The sequence below is a fragment of the Castellaniella sp. genome (genome assembly GCF_034674885.1).
Lineage (GTDB): Bacteria > Pseudomonadota > Gammaproteobacteria > Burkholderiales > Burkholderiaceae_B > Castellaniella.
Genome location: NZ_JAUCDS010000004.1, coordinates 55,279 through 78,515 on the forward strand (window position 1 = coordinate 55,279; position 23,237 = coordinate 78,515).

The following is a 23,237-nucleotide window of genomic DNA, read 5'->3' on the forward strand; positions in this document are numbered from 1 at the left end:
ATGAGCATCGGGGCCCCCTCCAACCTTGGCACCCTGCTCATCCAGCGGCTGGACGCAGCACTGGGGACGACGCTGGGACAGCAGGCCAACCTGGTATCGGGCGCAGGCCCCCAGGCAGTCCCCCAGCCGGGCAATCCCGAAAACCCCAACGCCCTGCAAAATCCCACCCGGCGCGACACCCGCGAGGCCGTCGACCAAGCCAACGCCGAGGGCCAGCGCCGAGCGGCCGTGGGCAAGGCCGGTCGGGAAATGCAGTTGGACAACCTGCTGGGGCGCTCCACCACGTTTCAGGGCGCGACGCAATCCGCGCCCACCACCCTGGGCTACGCCGCGCGCATCATCCTGGCGCTGCTGAATCAATTCCCGCAAGCCAGCCAGACCATCCAGGGCCGCGCTCCTCTGCTCACGCCATCGGGGCAGCCCGGAGGCAATACTGCTCAAGCAGGCGCTGCCCCTGGCGCCGGAGGGCAGCCCCCGGCAACCGGCGCCCAGGGTCAGACGACCAGCGCCACACAGATCTGGGCTCAGATGGCCACCAATCTGAACCAGCCCGGCGCACTGGCGGCGCGCTTCACCCAGGCCCTGTCCCAGTCCATCCAAAATAGCGGCCTGTTCTACGAATCTCACGTAGCCCAGCTGGCAGCCGGCAAGACCTCTGCCCAGGCCTTGCGCCAGGAACCCCAGGGCCAGATGACGGGGCACACCCTGCCGCCCGCCGCCCAGGCAGGCGGGTCGCCGGCATCCCTGTCCTCGATCATCCAACAGGCCCAGGCTTCCACCCAGGAAGCGGGCACGTCAGCCGGCACATCGACCGGCAACACCTCGCCAACCCAGCCTGGGGCAAACCACACCGCACCACAGGCCCCGCCTCCCAACACAACAATCCCCGGCATCGATCCGCAGGCCCAGTTCCTCGTGCGCCAACAGCTGGAGGTGCTGGCCAACCAGGGGTTCATCTGGCAGGGAGAAGCCTGGCCCGGAGCCGACATGCAGTGGGAAGTCCGCCGCCGCCAACCCGGTGATGGCGAGACACCTGCCGTTCCCGAGGAACACTGGGCCACCCGCCTGAATCTGCAGCTGCCCACGCTGGGCCAGGTCGAGGCTCGGCTCAGCCTGTCGGGCGATCAGCTGGTCATGCGCCTGACCGCTCCCCAATCGGCCGACCGCCTGACCCAATCCATCGAACCGCTGCGTTCGCGCTTGCTGGCCCAGGGCCTGCAGGCCAGCCAGTTGTCGGTGCTGGAACGCAACCCGGAAGACCCGGACGCCGCCATCACCCCCATCACAGACTCGGATCCTGCGGAACATGAAATCGCGGCCGGCTGACCTCCACCGCCCCAGCGCGGTTGCCATCACCTACGATCAGGATGATCGCGCCCCCCGCGTGGTGGCCAAAGGCTATGGCAACCTGGCGGAAACGATCATCCGCACAGCGCGCGAACACGGGCTGTACATTCATGAATCGCCGGAACTGGTAGGGCTTTTGATGCAGGTGGATCTGGATGCGCACATCCCGCCCAAACTGTACGTCGCCATCGCCGAACTGCTGGCGTGGCTGTACGCGCTGGATACCGAAGGCGAGGGCGTCGTGAGGAAATCGTCCTAGACGCAGCCGTCAAACCGCCATGTTGGCGATTTCCTTATAGGCCTCGACCATGCGGTTGCGTACCTGCACAGTGGCCTGGAACGACAAACCGGCCTTTTGCAGATCGATCATGACGTTGCTGAGCGATACATTGGGATCGCCCATCTCGAAGGCCCGCGCCTGCGCATTGGCGGCGTTCTGGGCATGCGACACCCGATTCAGGGTCCGCGCCAGCTCGGAAGCAAAACCGCCCGCCTGATCCGCCTGCCCCACCGACGGCTGATCCGTCAGTCCCTGGGACGCGCGCGTGACCGCCCGCATCTGGGAAAGCAGGTTTTCAACACTGGTCAGGGCCTGGGAATTGATCATGTCGGAGCCATCGAAAAAAATTGCCGGCGGATGCCGACCCACGGCAATGCGGGTCAGCGTTGTACTATACGCGCTGCATCCCGGCAGCTAGACAATCAATAGCAGCGACAAGTCCCGGCAATTCGGGCAATTCGCGATATCAACCTAACTAAGCCCCAAAAACAGGGCTTTTCAGGGCTTGCCGGAACTGCAATCCCCGCCATAATGGCGGCCATCCATCTTCCATACTGCCGCATCAGCATGCACATCATCCAGACCCACGGTTTCTGGCCCGGGCGCAGCCTGGCGGCCCCCTCTGTATCTCCCGCTCGATGAACCCAATTGCCGACTGGATGAATAAAAATCCCGCCTTGGCGCGGCTGGCTGCACTGCCACGCCCCGTGCTGCTCGGCCTGGCCGCTGCTGTCGTCGCCCTGCTGGTCGTCGCGTCCATGTGGATGCGCGAACCCGACTACAAAACCCTGTTCTCCAACGTTGAGTCCCGCGACGGCGGCGCCATCGTGTCGGTTCTGAACCAGCGCAACGTTCCCTATAAATTCGCCGACAACGGTGCCACCATTCTGGTGCCCGCCGATCAGGTCTATGCGCTGCGACTGCAACTGGCCGAACAGGGCCTGCCGCGCGGCGGCAGCGTGGGTTTCGAACTGCTGGACAAACCCCAGTTCGGGGCCAGCCAGTTCACGGAACAGATCACCTATCAACGCGCCCTGGAAGGCGAACTGGCACGTTCCATCGAAGCCCTGCATCCGGTCAAATCCGCGCGAGTGCACCTCGCCATCCCCCGCCAATCGCTGTTCGTGCGCGACCGGGAAGCCCCCACCGCATCGGTCCTGGTCACTCTGTTCCCCGCGCGCAGCCTCAGCGAGGCCCAGGTCTCGGCCATCACCTGGCTGGTATCGTCCAGCGTGCCGAAGCTCAATGCCGAGAACGTGTCCATCGTCGACCAAGATGGCCACCTGCTGTCCAAACCAGGCGGCGAAGCCGGTATGGACAGCACTCGGCGCAATTTCGTCACAGACATCGAACAGCGCACCACCCAGCGCATCCTGACCCTGCTGACCCCCATCGTCGGGCCGGGCAACGTCCGCGCCCAGGTCAGCGCCGACGTTGATTTCTCCCAACGCGAGCAGACCTCCGAGACCTACCGTCCCAACGAGACTCCGGGCACGGCGGCAGTGCGCAGCAAGCAGACCAGCGATTCCATGCAAAACGGCGTATCTTCGCCCGAAGGCGTGCCCGGCGCTCTGACCAATCAGCCTCCGGCCAATGCCACAGCCCCCATCCAGACGGCTGCCGCCGCCGCACCGGCCCAGGCCGGCGCCAATGCGCAGAATCCGGCCCAGGGCACGGCTGCCCAGGCCCAGCAGAACACAGTCAACGGCGTGCCCGTGCCTGCGCCCGCCAACCGGGGATCGGCGCGCAACGACGCAACCGTCAACTACGAAGTCGACCGCACGATCAGTCACGTCAAACACGAGCTGGGCGCGATTCAGCGCTTGTCAGTGGCCGTCGTCGTCAACTATCGTGACAAGGCAGGCGAGCCCGCGCCGCTGGATCAGTCCGAAATGGACAACATCAACGCGCTGGTCAAACAGGCCATGGGCTACTCGATGGATCGGGGCGACACCCTCAGCGTGGTGAACAGCGAATTCACCAACCAGGAACCAACATTCAAGCCGTGGGAAAACCCGGCATACCAGAGCCTGGCCCTGCAGATCGGCAAAGTACTCCTGATCCTGGTGGTGCTGTTCTTCCTGTGGCGTTCGGTCGTGCGCCCTATCGTGCAGGGCTTCGCCAATGCCCAGGTCGAACGCGTCAAGAACGAGGCCCACCTGGAAACCATGCGCGAACAGCGCCGCCAGGACGAACTGAGGGCCTCCGAAATGAACCGCTACGAGGAAAACCTGGACACCGCCCGCGAGCTGGCTCAGCGCGACCCGCGCGCCGTCGCCATGGTGTTGCGATCCTGGATGGACTCCAAAAATGCCAAATCCTGAACCCGACCTGACTCGCTGCGCCATCCTCATGATGTCCCTGGGTGAGGATGCCGCCGCCGAAGTCTTCAAATACCTGTCCTCGCGCGAGGTCCAGCAGATCGGCTCGGCCATGGCCAACCTGAAACAGGTCACACGCGCCGATGTCGACCAGGTCCTGGAAGACTTCCGCCGCGAAGCCGACCAGTTCATGGCTGTGACCCTGGGGTCGGACGACTACATCCGCTCGGTGCTGACCAAAGCGCTGGGTACCGACCGCGCCGCCAGTCTGATCGAAGACATCCTGGAAGCCGGCGAAGGCACGGGTTCAGGCATCGACGCCCTGAATTGGCTGGAGCCCTCCAACGTTGCCGAACTGATCGCCGACGAGCACCCGCAGATCATCGCCACGATCCTGGTCCACCTGGAACGCGACAGGGCCTCTGCGGTGCTGGCCCTGCTCAACGAACGCTCACGCAACGACGTGATGATGCGTATCGCCACCTTCGGCGGCGTACAGCCGGCCGCCCTGCACGAACTGACCGACGTCCTGAACGAAGTCCTGTCCGGCCAGGGTGCCAAGCGCTCGAAGATGGGCGGCGTGCGCACGGCGGCGGAAATCCTGAACTTCATGAACACCACGGAAGAAGAAGCCGTGGTCAGCAGCCTGCGCGAGGTCGACGCCGACCTGGCGCAGCGCATCGTGGACGAAATGTTCGTCTTCGACAACCTGGCCGACGTCGAAGACGCGGCCATCCAGCTGATCCTGAAGGAAATCGACACGGCCTCGCTGACCATCGCACTGAAGGGTGCCAGCGAGGAACTCTGCGCCAAATTCTTCAAGAACATGTCCAACCGCGCCGCCGAGATCCTGCGCGACGACCTCGAAGCCCAAGGCCCGGTGCGCATGTCCCGCGTCGAAACGGAACAGAAAGCCATCCTCATGGTGGCCCGCAAACTGGCCGATGCGGGCCAGATCAACCTGAGCATGGGCAACGATCAGTATGTCTGACGACAAGCCTTCCATGGACCTCCAGATGCGCGCCCGCTGGCAGCGCTGGGAGATGGACTCCCTGGAATCCTTGCGGACTCAATACAAACGCCGGGCTACCGACACCGAAACCGCCCAGGCCGAAGTGCTGCGCCGCCGCGCCCAGGCTCTGTCCCAGGCACGCCAGGAAGGCCTGGACAAGGGCTACCGGGAAGGCTACGACAAAGGCCAGTCCGAGGGTCACGCCCAAGGCCTGGAGATCGGCCGCGCCGAGGGTCACGCCCAAGGGCTGGCCGCAGGGCGGGCCGAGGGCTACGCCCAGGGGCTGGAATCGGGGCATGCTGAAGGCACTGCGCAGATTCACGAGCAGGCTGCCCGGCTGGATGCCCTGGCCCAGGCCTGCGCGGGCGCGCTGAACGATCTGGAAGCAGAAGTCGGCCAATCCCTGATCCAGCTGGCCATCCGCATCGCAGAGCAGGTGCTGCACGACCAGCTGCGCGAGCACCCCGACCACATCCTCGCCGTGGTCCGGGACGTGCTGCAGTCCCGCCCGGAACCCGGGTCCCCCCTGAATCTGCGCCTGAATCCCGACGATCTTGGCATGGTCAATACCGTCCTGCAACAGAGCCCCGATCACGCCAGCTACCGCCTGATCGCCGACGAACGCATCACGCGGGGCGGCTGTCTGGCGGAAACCGTGCTGGGGTCCGTGGACGCTACGCTGGAAACCCGCTGGCAGCGCATCGTATCCGCCCTGGGCCGGAAAACCGAGGCCCCCTCGAACCCTCATCGCCATGACAGCCTCTGATTCCACTCTGGACAGTGCCGGCGCCCGCTGGCGCGCCCAGATGGAGGCCTGCGAGCAGCGTATCGAGGTCCGCCAATCCACCCGCCGCCAGGGCCGCGTCACGCGTGCCACCGGCCTGGTCCTGGAAGCCACAGGGCTGCAATTGCCAGTGGGCGCGGCATGTCAGGTGCAGGTCTCACCCGAACACGATCTGTGGGCTGATGCCGAGGTCGTGGGCTTTCACGCCGACACCCTGTACCTGATGCCGCAAAGCGACACGACCGGTCTGCGCCCCGGGGCGCGCGTGGTGCCAGCGGAAACCTTGCTGCTGGACCCCGTTCCCCTGCCCACCCGATTCCGCACGCCCCCCCTCCTGCCGATCGGCACGGACCAGGCGAGGCATCTGCCTGTCGGCATGGCCCTGTTGGGCCGGGTGCTGGATGGCGCTGGCCGGCCACTGGACGGCAAACCGCTACCCACTGATCTGGACACCGCGCCCCTGATGGCCACACAGATCAATCCGCTGACCCGCGCTCCGGTCGATACGGTGCTGGACGTCGGGGTTCGTGCCATCAACGGCCTGCTGACGGTAGGCCGGGGCCAACGCATGGGCCTGTTCGCCGGCTCGGGCGTGGGAAAAAGCGTGCTGCTGGGCATGATGGCCCGCTACACCCGCGCCGACGTGATCGTGGTCGGCCTGATCGGCGAACGGGGCCGCGAAGTCAAGGAATTCATCGAGCTGAACCTGGGCCCCGACGGCCTGGCCCGTTCGGTCGTGGTGGCGGCCCCGGCCGACGTCTCCCCCCTGCTGCGCCTGCAGGGCGCGGTCTATGCCACCCGCCTGGCCGAGTTCTTCCGCGACCAGGGCAAGCACGTGCTGCTGATCATGGATTCCCTGACGCGCTACGCCATGGCGCAGCGCGAGATTGCCCTGGCCATCGGCGAACCCCCCGCGACCAAGGGCTATCCTCCCTCGGTCTTCGCCAAGCTGCCGGCCCTGGTCGAACGTGCCGGCAACGGGGCGCCGCAAGGCGACCGCCCAGCCGGATCCATCACGGCGTTCTACACGGTGCTGACCGAAGGCGACGACCAGCAGGACCCGATTGCCGATTCCGCCCGCGCCATCCTGGACGGGCACATCGTGCTGTCGCGCGCCCTGGCGGAATCCGGCCACTACCCGGCCATCGACATCGAGGCCTCGATCTCCCGGGTCATGTCGGCCATCGTGCCGGCCAGCCAGTTCCGCTGTGTCCACCAGTTCAAACGCATGGTCTCGCGCTACCAGCGCAACCGCGATCTGATCGCCGTGGGGGCCTATACTGCGGGGAACGACCCTGAAATCGATCAGGCCATCGAGCGTTACCCATGGCTCGAGGGCTATCTGCAGCAAGGTATCGACGTGCAAGTAGGCTACCCGGATGCCGTCGCGGCCCTGGCGGGCGTCCTGGGCCAGGAGATCACCCATGAACCCTGAAACCCCCTTGGACGTCCTGATCAATCTGACCCAGGACAAACTGGACGAAGCCGGGCGCGCTCTGGCCGAACTCGGCACCCAGCGCCGCGAAGCGCAGGGCCAGCTCACTACCCTGGATGGCTACCGCAACGATTACACGCTGCGCCTGCAGAACACGACTGAAAGTGGTGTAACGGCCTCGAATTACCATAACTTTAGGCACTTTATCGCCACATTGGACGAGGCCATTTCCCAGCAAAATAGAATCCTCGCCCAGATCGACACGCGAATCGTCGCCGGCCGCCAGCAGTGGCGTGACGAAAAGCGCCGTCTGAGCTCGTACGAAACCCTGAAGTCCCGTCAGCTGAACCAGTTGCAAGCCCGGGAACAACGCCGCGAACAGCGCGCCAGCGACGAAGCCGCTGCCAGTCTGTACCGACGCCTGCGACAGCCTCACTGAGCCCGACCGAGCCATGAACATGCCCGTTCTTCCTGCCGTCCACGCCACCCCGCCAGCCGCCGATACGCCGGCGCGCGCGACCGACGCTGGCTCGCCTCAGGACACCCCTGCATTTTCAAACGTGCTGTCCAGCCAGCGCAACGCCACGACGAGCGACAAAACCCCGGCAGCCCCCTCGAAAGACCGCGCCGATACGGCGCGCTCCGATGCGAAAAAGCAAGACCCTCTGGGCCCCGACGAAACCCTGGCGCTGATCCTGGACAGCACCGCGCTGCCGCTGATGCAGCCCGTCGCTCAGATACCGGCCACGCTGCGGCACCAGGCCGGTGCCGCCCGGTCCGGCAACGACACCGCAACCGATGCGCCAGCGGCTTCGCGGCGCGGCGCCGACGCCACCGCCTTGCTGGCCGATGCCGCCGATACCACAGACACCCTGGCGGCCGCAGACGCCACACGATCCCGATCCATGCGCACGGGTTCCGTTTCCGCACAGGTGGTCCTGGCCTCGGCCACTCGGGCTCCGCTCCAGGCTGCGGAAACCGCTGCTCCCGCAGCCGGCCGGGCTGCCGCGACCAATCGCGCCGGCGCCCTGCCGCCCACCATCGCCGACGGCAAGACCGCGCTGGCCAATACGCTGGACACTGCCCTCGCCACCACGTCTGCCACTTCGTCGCATCCGCACGCAGCACGCTCGGCGGCCGCACCCGATGCGCTGGCCGGCACGCAGGGCACCCCGCTGGGTGCCACGATGCTGCCTGCCACCGCCAGCGCCACGCTGCAGGCACCGCTCCAGCCCTCCGTGTCCACGCCTCTGGGCAACCCCCAGTGGCCCCAGGATTTCAGCCGTCAGGTGCTGAATCTGGTGCAGTCGGGCACGGCATCCGGCCATACCGTGACGATGCACGTCAATCCGCCGGAACTGGGCCCGATCCATATAACCCTGCATCTGGGCGATTCGCTGACTCAGGCCTCATTCGTCTCGCCTCACGCCAACGTGCGTCAGGCCCTGGAAAACGCGCTGCCGCATCTGGAGCAGCAACTGGCTCAGGCCGGACTGTCGCTGGGCCAGGCCAACGTCAGTGATCAACAGGCCGGTCAGCAGCAGTTCGCCCAGGCCGATCAGGGCTCGGCGGCGTCCGACGGCTCGGCCTTCAGCCTGGACGGCAGCACCACCACGACAAGTGGCCCTGCGGCGCTGGCAGCCGCCCCTCGCCCGCCCAGCCGCCCAGACGCTCTGGTGGACACCTTTGTGTGAAACCTTTCTGTTACATCGGGCAGCCCAGGCATTACAATGCAGCCTCCCGATCCTCGTGACACATTGAACCGGAACCATGCTCAGGCTACTCAAATTCATCCTTCTGCTCATCGTCATCATCGGCGCTTCCGTCGGCGGCACGATGCTGTTCCTGAACAGAACGGGCATGACCAGTCCCGCCGCGCAAACCGCCAATACCCCGCCAGCCGCGCCGCCTGTGGTGCCGGCCCCGATCTTTGCCGAGCTCGAACCCTTCACCGTCACGCTGTATGGTGAAACGCGCAACCGGATCCTGTACACGGCGATCACTCTGCGCCTGGCCGACGAGCCCTCGCGCAAACAGATCCAGGACTACATGCCGGAAGTCCGCGACCGCATCCTCAAGGTCCTGTCCGCCCAGGAACTCGCCAGAATCCAGACCCCTGACGGCCGCCTGGCGCTCAGCACCGCCATCAAGAACGAACTCTCCCGCCCCTTTGCGACCCAACTGCCGGGTCCCCAGGTGTCTGACGTGCTGTTCACTGCCTTCGTGGTGCAGTAATGCCCTACCAGAGCATGCTTTCCCAGGATGAAGTCGACGCCCTGATCGCCGGGGTCACCGGCGAGGAATCCTCGGCGCCTACTCCTGCCGCTACGCCGCAAGACGGCGTGCGGCCCTACGACCTGGGTTCGCCTGACCGGGTGGTGCGCCACCGGATGCAGACGCTGGAACTGATCAACGAACGGTTCGCCCGACGCCTGCGGTCCATGTTCTTCGGCTTCATGCGCCGCAACGCGGACATCACGGTCAATGCCATCAAGATCCAGAAATACTCGGACTTCGAACGCAACCTGCCGGTTCCCAGCAATCTGAACATGGTGGCCCTGAAGCCCCTGCGCGGCACGGGCCTGTTCACCTTCGACCCCAACCTGGTCTTTCTGGTCATCGACAGCCTGTTCGGCGGCCATGGCCGCTACAACACCCGGGTCGAAGGCCGCGACTTCACCAATACCGAACAGCGCATCATCCGCCGTCTGCTCAACCTGACGCTGGAATGCTACGGCCAGGCCTGGGACAACGTCTACCCGATCGAATTCGAATACATGCGATCGGAGATGCACACCAAGTTCGCCAACATCGGCTCGGGCAACGACGTGGTGGTGCTGTCAACCTTCAACATCGAACTGGGCGCCTCGGGCGGCAAACTGAACGTCTGCCTGCCCTATTCGATGCTGGAACCCATCCGCGATATCCTGACGCGCCCCCTGCAGCAGTCCGCCGCCGACTCCATCGACCAGCGCTGGACCCAGCAACTGTCGCGTGAAGTCCGCAGCGCGGAAGTCGAACTCGGCGTCGAGTTCGCGCGGATCGAGACATCCATCGCCGAGCTGCTGCGCCTGAACGTCGGCGACGTGCTGCCGGTGGAGGTCCAACCCAATGTCACGGCCCGCGTCGGAGGCGTGCCTGTGCTGGATTGCAGCTACGGGACCTTCAACGGCCGTTATGCCCTGCGCGTCCACAAGATCCTGGCCACGCCCGGGGATTCCGACCAACTGCTAGCCCGCACAAAGAAATGAGCGACATCAAAGACGACGACACCCAGGATCCCAGCCAACCGGATCCCGCTTCGACCCCAAAAATCGAGGACGACTGGGCTGCTGCCCTGGCAGAACAGCAACAGACCGCGCACGATCAACCCACCCAGGCCGCCGGCCTGGGCGCCGAAGACGATTGGGCCGCCGCACTGGCGGAACAGACCGCCGCAGCGCCCGCAGCTGCGGCGCAACCGGCCGTGGCGCAAGTGTTCCAGCCTCTCGTCGGCCAGGCTGCCGATGCCGACAGCGACATCGACATGATCATGGACATCCCCGTCCAGCTGTCGGTCGAACTCGGCCGCACCCGCCTGACCATCAAAAACATCCTGCAACTGGGCCAGGGCTCGGTCGTCGAACTCGACGGCCTGGCCGGGGAACCCATGGACATCTACGTGAACGGCTACCTGATCGCCCAGGGCGAAGTCGTGGTCGTGGACGAGAAATACGGCATCCGGGTCACGGACATCATCACTCCTTCAGACCGGATCGCCCGGCTGAACAACCGCCGCTGATCGCCGATGGACCAGGCTCAGATCCTGCGCGTCATTCTGGCGCTGCTGTTCATCCTGGTCCTGCTGATGGCGCTGGCCTGGATGGCCCGCCGGGGAGGCTGGATCCGCAACCCGAGCCGCGCCTCCAACCTGCGCGTGCTGGGAAGCCATAGCCTGGGCGCCCGCTGTTCCCTGACCGTCGTCCAGATCGACGACGTCCGCCTGGTGCTCGGGGTGACTTCCCAGCAGATCACGCTGCTGCATACCTTGCCGGCCGCGCCCGACACACCTGCTGCTCCGTCCGCACCCGCCAGTTTTGCCGAATCGCTGGGCAAGACCCTGTCGAGGTCCTGATGTCCCCCCGGATTTTCCGCACGCACGCCCTGTCTCCCGCCGGCGCCCTGGCGCTGCGCTGCCTGTCGATCGGCCTGCTGGCGCTGCTGATCTGGCCCGGCAGTACCCTGGCCCAGGCGACGCTGCCCGCCCTGACCGCAACCCCCGGCCCCAACGGCACGGAAACCTGGTCGCTCAGCGTACAGACGCTGGTCATGCTGACCATGCTGTCGTTCCTGCCGGCGGCCCTGCTGATGATGACCAGCTTCACCCGCATCATCATCGTGCTGGGGCTGCTGCGCAACGCTCTGGGCACGGGCGTTTCGCCCCCCAATGCCGTCCTGGTCGGGCTGGCGCTGTTCCTGACATTTTTCACCATGTCGCCGGTGTTCGACCAGATCTACACCCAGGCCTACCAGCCGCTGGCCAGCGATCAGATCAGCTTCGAGGAAGCGCTGGACCGGGGTGCCCAGCCGCTCAAGACCTTCATGCTGCACCAGACCCGCGAAGCCGATCTCAGCATGTTCGCCGACATGGCCAAGGTCGGTCCGCTGGACGGTCCGGAGGCCACACCGCTGCGGGTGCTGGTCCCGGCCTACGTCACCAGCGAACTGAAGACCGCCTTCCAGATCGGCTTCACGATTTTCATTCCCTTCCTGATCATCGACCTGGTGGTGGCCAGCCTGCTGATGGCTCTGGGGATGATGATGGTGCCTCCCGTCACCATCTCCCTGCCGTTTAAACTGATGCTGTTCGTGCTGGCCGACGGCTGGCATCTGCTGCTGGGGTCCCTGGCCCGCAGTTTCTATCAATAAGGGGTATTCCCATGACACCCGAAGCCGTCATGTCCATGACCTACCAGGCCCTGCGGGTCGCCTTGGTCATGGCCGGCCCCTTGTTGCTGGTGACCTTGCTGGTCGGTCTGCTGATCAGCATTTTCCAGGCGGCCACGCAGATCAACGAAATGACGCTGTCCTTCATCCCCAAGCTGCTGGCCGTCGGTGCCGCGCTGGTGCTGCTGGGGCCGTGGCTGATCACCACCATGGTCGATTACATCCGCACCCTGCTGGATTCCATCCCTGGCCTGGCCAGTTGACTGCGATCCATGATCGATTTCCAGATCGACCAGCTCTACGCCTGGATCAGCGGCCTGCTATGGCCGCTGTTTCGCATCGCCGGTCTGGTGGCTCTGGCGCCCATCCTGGGAGAATCGTCCATCCCCGCCCGGGTCAAGATCGGCCTGTCCGTGGTGCTGGCCGTCATTATTTCGCCCCTGATCGGCCCCCTTCCCCCGATCGCACCTGCATCCTATGCAGGCCTGCTGATCGCAGCGCAGCAGGTGCTGATCGGCATGGCTCTGGGCCTGTGCATGCGACTGATCTTCACGGCCACCATGATGGCCGGGGAATTCGTCGGCCTGCCCATGGGGCTGGCCTTTGCATCCTTCTTTGATCCCGCCACGGGCGCCAACACCGCAGTGCTTTCACGCCTGATCAATCTGGTCGCCATGCTGATGTTCCTGGCGGTCAACGGCCATCTGTTGATGATCGACGGCCTGATGCGCACATTTGAACTGTTTCCCATCGGCGCCCAACTGCACGCCGATGGCTGGGGCGCCCTGCTGGACTGGAGCGCCCAGATCTGGGTCTCGGGCATACTGCTGGCCCTGCCCATCATCATCGTGCTGCTGACCATCAACCTGTCGCTGGGCATCCTGAACCGTACGGCGCAGCAGCTATCGGTGTTCGCCGTGGGCTTTCCGATCTCGCTGACGACCGGCCTGATCATGCTGGCAATCGTCATCCCGCAAAGCGGCGATTTCATGACCCGGCTGTTCGAAGACGGCTACCAGGCCATGGCGAGGATTGCCCGCAGCCTGGCAGGCCTGTAGGCCGGGTCTTCAGCGATTCTTCGACGGCAGCGGGTAGGTCACGCCTGGCACGACCTTGGAACCCGCCGGCAAGAGCGGTTGCGGGTTTGCCGCACCGGCAGGCGCCGCTTTGCCGGTCGACAACGGCGGGGGCGGCGGCACGGGAATCGGCCCCGCCTGCGAGGCGGATGCCGCCTGGCCGGCCGGTTGCTCGCCATTGCCGGGGATCACGATCATACCTTCGTCCGCAGCCTGGCTCCCCGCAGCAGGGGCGGATGCGGCAACCCCCTGCGTTCCGGGCCCGCCAGCAGCCGCCGCCCTGGCACGCTGCTGCGCCGCTTCGCGGTCGGCCTCAGCCGCAGTTCTCGGGTGGCGTAACGCTGGCACGTTCACGCTGTTTTCCATGCGCTGGAAGGTACCGTCCGGCCCGAACCTCAGCCAGACTTCCTGGCGGACGTAGAAGGCGTCGGTCGCTGCAGTACCTTTGTAGGCCCAGCGGGCCAACACCGTCTCGCCCTGCTGCCAGATGTCGGTGGGCTGGGCGCCCAGATCTTCAGATGCCTGCGCCAGGGTCGTGCGCCCCACGACGATGCGGTCCAATCCCGACGTATTCAGGCCATTGCCGGTGAAAGAGCACCCCGCCAGCACGAGGGCAGCCGCAAGCGATGCGACCGATCGCCTGATGCGGCGGACCGCCGCACCGCACCGCGCATCCGCGCGCCCTGGTTCATGATGATTCATGCTCAGAATTCCTCTCATTATTTCGTATTCGATATAGTGCGGGCAGCCGGGCGTGCGGGCCGTGCGGCAGGTGCCGGCAGGCGGGCGGGGGCAGCTGGCGTCTCGAGCTCTGCGACAGACATCGCGCCAAAGTCGAGCTGCGACGCAGCCGCCGCATCGGCTGCCTGCTGGCTAAGCTGGAACACGGCCAGCGACTGGCCGATCTCTGCCGCCAGCGTTTCCAGGGATCCGGCGGCCGTTGCCGCCTGCTGCACCAGCTGCGCATTCTGCTGTGTGACGGCATCCATCTGCGTGATCGCCAGGTTGACCTGATCGATGCCCGAGGACTGTTCCACCGTGGCTGCCGAGATCTCGCTCATGATGTCCGACACCCGGGTCACGGCCTGGACGATTTCCTGCATGGTCTCGCCGGCGCGATTGACCTGGGCCGAACCTGCTTGCACCCGGCCCACGGAATCCTCGATCAGTTCCTTGATTTCCTTTGCAGCGCCCGCGCTGCGCTGGGCCAGGGCACGGACTTCGGCCGCCACCACGGCGAAGCCGCGTCCCTGCTCTCCGGCGCGCGCGGCCTCGACGGCCGCATTCAGGGCCAGGATATTGGTCTGGAAAGCGATGCTGTCGATCACGCCCACGATGTCGGCGATCTTTTGTGAACTGCCCGAAATGCCCTGCATGGTCTGCACGGCTTCATTCACGACCTGGCCGCCGCGCGATGCGACCTGGGATGCGGTGCCGGCCAGTTGATTCGCCTGCCGGGCATGTTCGGCGTTCTGTTTGACGGTGCTGGCCAGCTCTTCCATGCTGGCGGCAGTCTGCTGCAGAGCGGCAGCCTGCTGATCGGTGCGGCTGCTCAGGTCCTGGTTGCCGATGGCGATCCGCTGGGCTCCCGCAGTCATCTGCCCCATACGCGTCCTGACGCCCAGAATCAGGGATTCCAGGCCCTCGCGCATGTCCTTCAGCCCGAACAGCAGCTGCCCGATTTCATCGTGCGACTTGGGGTGAATGAGCAGATCCAGATTGCCACCCGCCATTTTCTGCAAATGCCGCCCCACTCCCTGCAAAGGCCGCAATACGGTGCGAATCAGAGTGCGATACGCCAGCAGGGCCAAGATGACAGCCACCGCCAGCAGGCCGATGAAACCATAGTTGGCCCATTCGAACTGTTGCGCCAGGGCCTGGCGCGATGCATTGCTGCTGTTCTGAATGTACTGGTCGAACTGCCCGAAGGCTCGGTCCATGCCCCGGGCGGCGCCGCGCAGGCGACCACGCTTGACGGCCTCGAAGCCCTTGGCATCCTGCTGAGCGGCAAAGCCGCGCAGCTGATCGACCTGAGCCCAATAGTCCTTGAAGGTCGTAGCCAGGATATGCTGCAGGGATTCCCCCTGGGATCCGGTCAGGGCCTTGCTGTCCGATAGGGATTGCATGTGTTCACGGGAACGCTTCAGCAGTTGATCGGCCTGGCCCAGTTCCCATAGGCGTTGTTTTTCATTGGCGATGCCCAGGGCGCCCTCGATCTGAGTCGTCGCCTGCTGTGCGTAGATCAGCGCGTTCTTCACGTCCGAATTCGCCTGCACTCCTACAGAGGACAGCTGCCCGATCGTCCGCTGGCTTTGCTGCTGCACGACCCAGGCGCTGCCCACGGCGGCAAACGTCAACAAAGACAGAAAACCCACCACCAGTGTCAGCCGGGTCTTCAGGGACAAAGCAATCGCGCGCCCTTTCCAGAAACGAAACTTCATGTCACCTCACCTTTGTGATTATCGTCAGCATGCCATACGCACGCTGCTGTCCTTCCTAAGAAAATAGGGCCTTGTAGGCCCCATTCATCGGAAATGCGCCTGACCCGTGGTCAACGGATCAGGTCCTGAAAATCGCATGTGATCAGCTGCGGCCCAGGTTGAACAGGCTCAACCCCTGGATTGTCTGGAAGGCCAGGCCCGCACCCTCCAGGGCGATCTTCCGCAGACTGAGCTGGGTGCTGGCCTCGTAGTAATCCAGGTCTTCCAGGCCGGACAAGGCCTTCGTGAAACCCAGGTTGCGCTGTGAGCCGCTGCCATCCAGCGCCTGCAATTCGTTCATGCGGGCGCCGATGGAAGCACGTACCGTCAGAACGTTGTCGTAGTTGGACGCCAGCTGCTGCATGCTGGTGTTCAGGACGTTGCGCATCTGGGCCGTAGCCTGGGCATCGCCCTGGGACGGGGCCTCCAGGGCCGCGACCAGGGTATCGAGCGTCTTGAAGATGTTGGGGTTCTGGGTCTTCAGCGGTTCGACCGAGAACGTATCCCCTGCTGCCGGAGCGCCAGAAATCTGTACCGTGGTGCCGTTGCCCAGGTCGATTTCCGTGGCGCCGGCTGCCAGGGTCATGCCCGCATTGGTTGTCGTGGTGCCGTTCGTATTGTCCGTGATGGCAACGTCGTAGGTATTGGGCCCGGTAAACGTCACCGCATAGGAATACTTGGCATCGGGATTCTGGGCTCGATCCGAGATATACGGCCCTGTGACGATCGCCGTTCCGGCATTGCCGGCCCCCGCCGCACTGGCGTAGGCCAAGGTGCCTGGCTGCGAGCGCGCGAAAATCTCGGAACCGACGTCGCTGCCGGCGATCTGGCGGGTGGCGTCGGCCTGGATCAGACGCTGCAAGCCGTCGCCGTTGTAGTCGCCATTCGCCGTGAAGGCGGGGGCGTTGCCCTTGGAGCCGGAAAACAGGTACTGCCCATTGCCGTCGGTGGTGTTGGCAATGCCCAGGGCCGTGTCGCGAGCGTTCTTCAGGACGTTGGCCAAGGTCTGGCGATCGGCGTCCGACAGCGTGCCGTTGCCGACTTCGACCAGGCGGGTGCGTACGTCCTGCAGCAGCAGCGTCAGGGAATTGAGCGCGTCTTCTTCCGTGGCCAGATTCTGGTTGGCCACAGAGCGGTTGTCCGCATGGCGTGCGTTCTGCGCCTGCGACTGAGACAGATTGATGGCCTGGGAAGCCGCCAGTGGGTCGTCGGCCGGCGTGACCATTCTCTGGCCCGAACCGATCTGCTGGTACAGGTGCATCAGATCGGACTGCTGAGCATTGATGGTGTTCAGACCGGTCTGGAACATGAGGCTGGAACTGATACGCATGATGTATTCCTAGTGATGCGGCGCGATCAATTGCGCAGGCTGAGCAAGGTATCGAACATGGTCGAGGCCGTGTCGATCAGGCGAGCGGCGGCGCGGTACTGTTCCTGATATTGCTGCAGATTGATGTATTCCTCGTCCATATTGACGCCGGAGACAGCCTGCTGCGCGGCAAAATTCTGCTGGATCAGGGATTCCTGGGCCTTTTGCGCCGTGGAGTTGGATTGGGTCTTGACGGCCACGTTGTTGACCAGCTGGGAATAGGCCTCGTTCAGTCCCGTGGTGCCGTTGCCCAGGATCTTTTCCGAACGCAGGGCTGCCATCTTCAGGGCATTGTCGCCATTGGCGGAGCCCGCCGGGCCGCCTGCGCCGCCGTTCGCATCAGGATCCCATCCCGCCGCAGCGATCTTGGCCGGATCGGTGAGGGCGACGTTCATGCCGGCGGCCGCATCGCGCGTGGGCTGAATCAGCCAGGAATCGCCGGCAGCGGCGCCGGTGATGGTGCTCATGTCGAATTCCACGCCATCGATGGTCGCGGCCGCGCCCGGGGCAATCGACCCCATCACGGTACCTTCCGGCATGCGGGTCACGGAATAATTGGTGCCGTCGAAATCCAGACGGTAGTCCTGGGTCGTCAGCTGGGACACGTTCGTAATGTTCGCGGTCGGGCCAGCTGTCGCAGCATTTCCGGCATTGCCGATGATCTTCGGGGAGGACACCGTAAAGAAATCCGTGCCGGGCGCGCCGGACGGATCATAGCCCTGGGTGTGCTGGGCATTCATGGACATAGAAATGCCCAGGGCCAGGCGGCCCAGTTCATTCTGTGTGGAATCCAGCACATCGGTCCGGAAGGTCAGCAGGCCGCCCAGCTTGCCGCCGGTGATCAGGCTGTCCTTCATTTCGACGGGGCGCGGGTTCCCGCTGGCGTCGGTCACCGTGTAATTCACTGCCAGGCGGCTGGGGTCTGCGGCTGCGGGGTGGACCTGCAGGTAGTAGACCGAATCGCCGCCCAGCACCGTCTGGCCGTTGCCGATGGTGATGTTGAAACGATCGTCCTGTTCGTAGACCTTGATGTCCACCAGTTGCCCCAGATCGGCGGCCAACTGGTCGCGCTGGTCGAGCAGGTCGTTGGGCGGCTGGCCGGGGTTGGTGGCCTTGGCCGTGGTGATCTGGCGATTCAGGTCGTGGATGCGATCCAGATAGCTGTTGACCTGGGTGACGGTCGTCTCGATCTGGGTATTGACGTTCTGCCGCTGGCCGTCCAGAAACGCGTTGGCGTCGCGAATCTGCGAGGACAGGCTGTTGGCCCGGCCCAGCAGCTCCTGACGGGCCGCAACGTCGGCCGGCGAGGTCGCGATGGCATCCAGGCCATCGAAGAATTTCTGGATGCCGGGCGAAATGCCCACTGTGCGATCGGCTACCAGGTTGTTGATCTGGCTGACCTGGTCGCCGTAGGTCTTCAGGGAAGCGCCGCGCGTGACGGACGTGGTCAGCTGGTTGTACAGGAAATTGTCGTAGGACCGCTGCACGCTGACGGCCTGCACCCCGCGACCGATCCAGCCCCCCGACGTCGGCGTGGCACCTGCCGTCTGGGACAGCACGGTCTGACGGTTATAGCCAGCCGTGGCGGCGTTGTTGATGTTGTGCCCGGCGGTCGCCAAACGGTTTTGTGCGACCAGCAGGCCAGCCTTGCCCAGATTCGCCAGATTCATATACTGCAATCCTGTCTGTGATGCCAGCGCCCGATCAGCGCCCGCGAGAATTCGTCTTACCTGATAACGGCAGTCGGACGGGAAAATTTAGCGCCCGGCGAATCGCCGCCGCCCACCGCTAGCGGGCGTTGAAATACCCCATGATGCTGATCAGCTTGTCGGCATACGACGGGTCAGTGGCGTAGCCGGCGGCTTGCACCTTGCGGGCGGCGTCCTCGGCGTTGCGGGCCGTCATCACGTCGCTGTAGCGATCGCTCTGGCTGATCAGATTGGCGTAATCCGTGAAGGAATCCGCATAGGAATCATAGGCGCGGAAGGGCTGCAGCATCTTGCGCGGCTCACCGTCCACGTATTCGGTCGTCATGACGCGCACCACGTCGCCATCCCAATTACGCCCCGCCTTGATGCCGAACAGATTATGGCTTGTGCTGCCATCCGGGCGCAGGATCTCGCGCTGGCCCCAGCCCGATTCCAGGGCGGCCTGGCTCAGGATCAGTTTGGCCGGCACTCCGCTGCGCTGGGCCGCCACGTCGGCGGCCACCGCCATCTGGTCCACAAAGGAGCGGATGTGGTCCGGCGCCCCTTGAATGGCGCTGCGCACCTTCTGTCCCAGGTTGCGTTGGGCCAGCAGATCGATCAGGGACGAAATCGAATCAGCCACCTGCCGCCGGCCTTCGCCGATACGCGACTGCAGGCCGGGCAGGCGCGAACGGGCGGCTTCGGGCGGATTGGCCAGGGGATCCAGCGGCTGGCTCAACACGCCACCGCGCATCTGCGCCATCAGCGCATCGGCCAGGCCGATGCCAGGATTGGCCAAGGCCAGGGCCGTCTGCTCGTCGCTCAGGCTGCGCGCCATGCGCGTGGCCTGCGAATCGAACAGCGACGGCATCTGGTCCGCAGTCTGGCGGGCCTGCTTCATCAGCATCTGGATGAACATGGCTTCGAACTGCCGGGCGACCTCGCGCTGCTTTTCTTCGGAGTCCGGATTCGTCTGCACGCCGCGTTTCAAGGCGTTCAGGTTGCTGAAGTCCAGCGCCGAAGGCGTGCTGCCCGAGCCGGGCAGCGGGGTATTGGCGACGAATGCCATGGCGCTAGATGACCTCCAGATCCGCCCGCAAGGCGCCGGCGCTCTTCAGGTTCTGCAGAATGGACAGCAGATCCTGCGGCGTGGCGCCCAGGGCATTCAGGGCTCGCACGACATCGGCCAGATTGGCGCTGGTGCTCACACGCTTCAAAGAGCCGTTGTCGCTGCGCATCTCGATCTGGGTATTGTTCGTGACCACGGTCTGCCCGCCGCCAAACGGCGTGGTGGGCTGACTGACCTGCTGCTGCGGGCTGATGGTCACGGACAGATTGCCGTAGGCGATGGCGGCCTCGTCGATCATGACGGTGCGGTTCATCACCACCGACCCGGTGCGGGCATTGATCACGACCCGGGCGCGGGCCGGCGGCAGCGTCACGTTGAGGTTTTCCACCTGCGACAGAAACGCCAGCTGTCCCTGTGGATCCGTGGGCGCGCGCAGTTCGATGGTACGTCCGTTCAACGCGGTGGCCGTCTGCCCGCCAAAGCGGCGGTTCAGGGCCGACACGACGTTCTGCGCCACCGCAAAATCGTTGGTGTTCAGTTCCAGCCGTACCATGCCGTTCTGGGCATAGGTGGTCGGCACGCCGCGTTCGACGATGGCGCCATCGGGGACGATGCCGCCGTTCAGCTGGTTGACCTGGACGCTGGCGCCGCCCTGGGAGGCACCCGCCCCGCCCACCAGCAGATTGCCCTGTGCCAGGGCATAGACCTGGCCATTGGCGCCCTTCAGGGGGGTCATCAGCAGCGTGCCGCCGCGCAGGCTTTTCGCATTGCCCATGGACGAGACCACGACGTCCAGGCTCTGACCCGGCTGTGCAAAGGCCGGCAACCGGGTGGTCACCATGACGGCGGCCACGTTCTTCACCTGCATATTGGTGCCCTGGGGCACTGTCACACCCAGTTGCGACAGCATGTTGGTCAGGCTTTGCTGGGTGAACGGCGTCTGGCGCACCTGGTCGCCGCTGCCGTCCAGCCCCACCACCAGGCCGTAACCGATCAGCTGGTTCTCGCGCACACCGGTAAAGGACGCCAGGTCCTTGATGCGTTCGGCCTGGGCCGCCGCCAGGGGCAGGACCAGACCTACGCAACCCAGCAGCACGGCCGCCAGCCCACGCCGGGCGCGGGAATCACGACACAAGGCTGAAAGTGAAAACATGAATTCGGTCATCGGATCAGAACGGGGCGATATTCAGGAAGAAGCGCTGCAGCCAGCCCATGGTCTGGACCTCGTCCATCACGCCCTTGCTGCGGTATTCGATGCGGGCATCGGCCACCTGGGTGGACGACACGGTATTGCTGCCGGTGATGGAACGCGGGTCCACCACGCCGGAAAAGCGCACATATTCGCTGCCCCGGTTGATGGCGATCTGCTTTTCGCCGGCAATCTGCAGATTGCCGTTGGGCAGGACGCCGATCACGGTGGTGGTCAGCGTGCCGCTGAAGACGTTGGTCGCGCTGCTGGATCCCTTGCCATCGGACTTGTTGCCGCTGCCGACCTGGAAATTCTGCTTGGCGCCCAGATCCGTGGGCAAGATGGCCGGTTCCAGCCCGATGTTCATGCTGGCGCTGCCATTACGATCGGTACTGGTGCCCACGCTTTTCGCCGCGTTGGTCTTTTCCTGGATCACAATGGTGACGATGTCGCCGACATTGCGCGGGCGACGGTCTTCGAACAAGGGATAGTTGCCGTAGGCCGTAGGCTGGTAGATGGACCCGTTGGCTTCGGCGGAAGGCATTGCCGGCGGCGGCGGGGGCGCCGTCAAGGGGCCGGTGACGACCGGCTCGGGCGGCACCAGGGCGCACCCGGACATCATCAGGGCCGCGATGGCCACCCACGATCCTGCAAGACGACGCAAACCCTTCATGGACATCCTGATTACAGCTGTGTCAGACGCGCCAGCATCTGGTCCGACGTCTGCACGGCCTTGCTGTTCATTTCAAAGGCGCGCTGCGTCGTGATCATGTTGACCAGTTCCTCGGCCACATTGACGTTGGAGGTTTCCACGTAATTCTGCAACAGCACCCCGGCGCCATCCAGGCCCGGCTGCAGCTGATTGGCGGGCCCCGAGGCATCGGTTTCCGCGTACAGGTTCTCGCCCAGGCTCTGCAGGCCCGTGGGGTTGATGAAAGTCGACAACTGCAGCTGACCGACCTCGACGTTGGTGCCGGCCGCGCCGGGCTGCGTCACGGACACCGTGCCATCGCGGGAAATCGTAATGGACATCGCGTTGTCGGGGATATTGATGCCCGGCTGGATGGTATAGCCGCCGGCCGTGACCAGCATGCCGTTCTGATCGCGCTGGATGCTGCCGTCACGGGTATAGGCGAACGAGCCGTCCGGCATTTCGACTTGCAGGAAGCCCTTGCCCTGGATGGCGACGTCCAGCGTGTTGCCGGTCTGCTTCAGGTCGCCCTGGGTGTGGATGCGTTCGGTCGCGACGACGCGGGCGCCCGTACCCAGTTGCAGGCCGGAGGGCAGTTGATTGGCGGCTCCGACGCTGGCGCCGGGCTGGCGCATGGTCTGGTACATCAGGTCCTCGAACACGGCGCGGCCGCGCTTGAAGCCCGTCGTGTTGACGTTGGCCAGGTTGTTGGAAATCACGTCCATGGCGGTCTGCTGGGTTTCCAGACCGGTCTTGGCGATCCACAGGGAACGTATCATCTTGAGGTGTCCTGTTCAGGGCGCCGGGCGTCAGCCCACTGCCGAAAGTACGGAATTGCCGCGTTCTTCGTTGGTGCTGGCGTTCTTGATCACCTGCATCTGCAACTCGAACTGTCGGGCGTTGGAAATCATGGCCACCATGGCGCTGGCGGGGTTGACGTTGCTCTTTTCGACGAAACCGGGAGCGATCCGCACGGCCTCGTCGGCCTGGGCCGGCTGCCCGCCCGCCAGGCGGAACAGGCCATCGTCGCCGCGCACCAACTGGTCGGTGGGCGGGTTCACCAGCTTCAGTTGGGCCAGCATCTGGATGTCACGCGGATTGTCACCCGCGCCCAGGGCGCTCATCTGCCCATCGGTAGCAAAGGTAACGCTGCCGCGTTCCGGGATTTCGATGGGGCGGCCGTCGTTGGAGAGCACCGGCAGGCCACCCAGCGTGACCAGCTGGTTTTCCTGGTTGACGGCGAATTCCCCCGAACGCGTATAGGCTTCGCCCTGCGGTGTCTGCACGGCGAACCAGCCCTCGCCCGCAATGGCGGTGTCCAGGGAATGGCCGGTCTCGACCATGGCGCCCTGGCCGAAGCGGCTGCCGGGCGTGGAAGCCACCGTGCTGACGCGGGTGGGCAGTTCGCCCGCCTGCGGCACCACCGGCACGGACCGGTAAATGGCCAGCTGTTCCCGGAAACCCGTCGTCGACACATTGGCCATATTGTTGGCAATGGCCGACTGTTGTTCCAGGATGCGGGCGGCGCCGTTGGACGCCGTGTACAGGATGCGATCCATGCCGTCCTACC

General features: G+C 64.8%; 25 protein-coding genes. 15 read left to right on the forward strand and 10 right to left on the reverse strand.

Annotated elements, in window-relative coordinates:
* Positions 1 to 1,326: a flagellar hook-length control protein FliK gene (locus VDP74_RS04190; RefSeq protein WP_322998374.1), complete on the forward strand. Its 1,326-nt coding sequence runs from the start codon at positions 1 to 3 to the stop codon at positions 1,324 to 1,326.
* A complete protein-coding gene (locus VDP74_RS04195; RefSeq protein ID WP_322998375.1) occupies positions 1,307 to 1,606 on the forward strand; it encodes an EscU/YscU/HrcU family type III secretion system export apparatus switch protein in 300 nt (99 codons plus the stop codon). Before VDP74_RS04190 ends, VDP74_RS04195 begins: the two co-directional genes overlap by 20 nt.
* A gap of 9 nt (positions 1,607 to 1,615) precedes the next feature.
* Here the strand turns inward: VDP74_RS04195 and fliE are convergent, their stop codons facing one another.
* Positions 1,616 to 1,951: a flagellar hook-basal body complex protein FliE gene (fliE, locus tag VDP74_RS04200; RefSeq protein ID WP_416232928.1), complete on the reverse strand. Its 336-nt coding sequence runs from the start codon at positions 1,949 to 1,951 to the stop codon at positions 1,616 to 1,618.
* Between the two features lie 335 nt (positions 1,952 to 2,286).
* Between fliE and fliF the strand changes: the two genes are divergently transcribed.
* From fliF to fliR, 13 genes are all read left to right on the forward strand, one after another.
* Positions 2,287 to 3,951, forward strand: a complete 1,665-nt coding sequence (gene fliF / locus VDP74_RS04205) for a flagellar basal-body MS-ring/collar protein FliF (RefSeq protein WP_322998377.1) — start codon at positions 2,287 to 2,289, stop codon at positions 3,949 to 3,951.
* A complete protein-coding gene (fliG, locus tag VDP74_RS04210) occupies positions 3,938 to 4,939 on the forward strand; it encodes a flagellar motor switch protein FliG (protein ID WP_322998378.1) in 1,002 nt (333 codons plus the stop codon). Before fliF ends, fliG begins: the two co-directional genes overlap by 14 nt.
* Positions 4,932 to 5,726, forward strand: coding sequence for a flagellar assembly protein FliH (locus tag VDP74_RS04215; RefSeq protein WP_322998379.1), 795 nt, complete (start codon positions 4,932 to 4,934; stop codon positions 5,724 to 5,726). Before fliG ends, VDP74_RS04215 begins: the two co-directional genes overlap by 8 nt.
* Positions 5,713 to 7,179, forward strand: coding sequence for a flagellar protein export ATPase FliI (gene fliI, locus VDP74_RS04220; protein ID WP_416232925.1), 1,467 nt, complete (start codon positions 5,713 to 5,715; stop codon positions 7,177 to 7,179). The genes VDP74_RS04215 and fliI overlap by 14 nt, the downstream gene beginning before the upstream one ends.
* Positions 7,169 to 7,618, forward strand: a complete 450-nt coding sequence (fliJ, locus tag VDP74_RS04225) for a flagellar export protein FliJ (RefSeq protein ID WP_322998380.1) — start codon at positions 7,169 to 7,171, stop codon at positions 7,616 to 7,618. The genes fliI and fliJ overlap by 11 nt, the downstream gene beginning before the upstream one ends.
* A 19-nt stretch (positions 7,619 to 7,637) precedes the next feature.
* Positions 7,638 to 8,873 carry a flagellar hook-length control protein FliK gene (locus VDP74_RS04230; protein ID WP_322998381.1) on the forward strand — a complete coding sequence of 412 codons (1,236 nt, stop codon included), beginning with the start codon at positions 7,638 to 7,640 and terminating at the stop codon, positions 8,871 to 8,873.
* Between the two features lie 76 nt (positions 8,874 to 8,949).
* A complete protein-coding gene (locus VDP74_RS04235) occupies positions 8,950 to 9,414 on the forward strand; it encodes a flagellar basal body-associated FliL family protein (RefSeq protein WP_322998382.1) in 465 nt (154 codons plus the stop codon).
* Positions 9,414 to 10,430, forward strand: a complete 1,017-nt coding sequence (gene fliM / locus VDP74_RS04240) for a flagellar motor switch protein FliM (protein WP_322998383.1) — start codon at positions 9,414 to 9,416, stop codon at positions 10,428 to 10,430. Before VDP74_RS04235 ends, fliM begins: the two co-directional genes overlap by 1 nt.
* On the forward strand, positions 10,427 to 10,960 hold the full coding sequence (fliN, locus tag VDP74_RS04245) for a flagellar motor switch protein FliN (RefSeq protein ID WP_322998384.1): 534 nt from the start codon (positions 10,427 to 10,429) through the stop codon (positions 10,958 to 10,960). The genes fliM and fliN overlap by 4 nt, the downstream gene beginning before the upstream one ends.
* Before the next feature lie 6 nt (positions 10,961 to 10,966).
* Positions 10,967 to 11,293 (forward strand): flagellar biosynthetic protein FliO, encoded by a 327-nt coding sequence (gene fliO, locus VDP74_RS04250; protein WP_322998385.1) that lies wholly within the window; start codon positions 10,967 to 10,969, stop codon positions 11,291 to 11,293.
* Entirely contained in the window at positions 11,293 to 12,087 is a 795-nt protein-coding gene (fliP, locus tag VDP74_RS04255) for a flagellar type III secretion system pore protein FliP (protein ID WP_416232926.1), read from the forward strand. Before fliO ends, fliP begins: the two co-directional genes overlap by 1 nt.
* 11 nt (positions 12,088 to 12,098) lie before the next feature.
* Positions 12,099 to 12,368 (forward strand): flagellar biosynthesis protein FliQ, encoded by a 270-nt coding sequence (fliQ, locus tag VDP74_RS04260; protein WP_298017633.1) that lies wholly within the window; start codon positions 12,099 to 12,101, stop codon positions 12,366 to 12,368.
* Positions 12,369 to 12,377: 9 nt separating this feature from the next.
* Positions 12,378 to 13,163 (forward strand): flagellar biosynthetic protein FliR, encoded by a 786-nt coding sequence (fliR, locus tag VDP74_RS04265; RefSeq protein ID WP_322998386.1) that lies wholly within the window; start codon positions 12,378 to 12,380, stop codon positions 13,161 to 13,163.
* A 9-nt stretch (positions 13,164 to 13,172) separates the two neighbouring features.
* Here the strand turns inward: fliR and VDP74_RS04270 are convergent, their stop codons facing one another.
* The 9 genes from VDP74_RS04270 to flgF form a co-directional block, all read right to left on the reverse strand.
* Positions 13,173 to 13,883, reverse strand: a complete 711-nt coding sequence (locus tag VDP74_RS04270; RefSeq protein WP_322998387.1) for a hypothetical protein — start codon at positions 13,881 to 13,883, stop codon at positions 13,173 to 13,175.
* A gap of 17 nt (positions 13,884 to 13,900) precedes the next feature.
* Entirely contained in the window at positions 13,901 to 15,622 is a 1,722-nt protein-coding gene (locus tag VDP74_RS04275) for a methyl-accepting chemotaxis protein (protein ID WP_322998388.1), read from the reverse strand.
* A 142-nt stretch (positions 15,623 to 15,764) separates the two neighbouring features.
* Positions 15,765 to 16,991, reverse strand: coding sequence for a flagellar hook-associated protein FlgL (gene flgL / locus VDP74_RS04280; RefSeq protein ID WP_322998389.1), 1,227 nt, complete (start codon positions 16,989 to 16,991; stop codon positions 15,765 to 15,767).
* Positions 16,992 to 17,017: 26 nt separating this feature from the next.
* The gene (gene flgK, locus VDP74_RS04285) at positions 17,018 to 18,700 is read right to left on the reverse strand and encodes a flagellar hook-associated protein FlgK (RefSeq protein WP_322998390.1); all 1,683 of its coding nucleotides are present in this window, start codon (positions 18,698 to 18,700) and stop codon (positions 17,018 to 17,020) included.
* Between the two features lie 118 nt (positions 18,701 to 18,818).
* On the reverse strand, positions 18,819 to 19,787 hold the full coding sequence (flgJ, locus tag VDP74_RS04290) for a flagellar assembly peptidoglycan hydrolase FlgJ (protein ID WP_322998391.1): 969 nt from the start codon (positions 19,785 to 19,787) through the stop codon (positions 18,819 to 18,821).
* Between the two features lie 4 nt (positions 19,788 to 19,791).
* Complete coding sequence (locus tag VDP74_RS04295; RefSeq protein WP_322998392.1) at positions 19,792 to 20,952, reverse strand: flagellar basal body P-ring protein FlgI; 1,161 nt, start codon at positions 20,950 to 20,952, stop codon at positions 19,792 to 19,794.
* Positions 20,953 to 20,956: 4 nt separating this feature from the next.
* Positions 20,957 to 21,649: a flagellar basal body L-ring protein FlgH gene (locus VDP74_RS04300; protein ID WP_416232927.1), complete on the reverse strand. Its 693-nt coding sequence runs from the start codon at positions 21,647 to 21,649 to the stop codon at positions 20,957 to 20,959.
* A gap of 11 nt (positions 21,650 to 21,660) precedes the next feature.
* Entirely contained in the window at positions 21,661 to 22,446 is a 786-nt protein-coding gene (gene flgG / locus VDP74_RS04305; protein WP_322998394.1) for a flagellar basal-body rod protein FlgG, read from the reverse strand.
* Between the two features lie 30 nt (positions 22,447 to 22,476).
* The gene (gene flgF / locus VDP74_RS04310; RefSeq protein ID WP_322998395.1) at positions 22,477 to 23,226 is read right to left on the reverse strand and encodes a flagellar basal-body rod protein FlgF; all 750 of its coding nucleotides are present in this window, start codon (positions 23,224 to 23,226) and stop codon (positions 22,477 to 22,479) included.
* Positions 23,227 to 23,237: the final 11 nt, after the last annotated feature.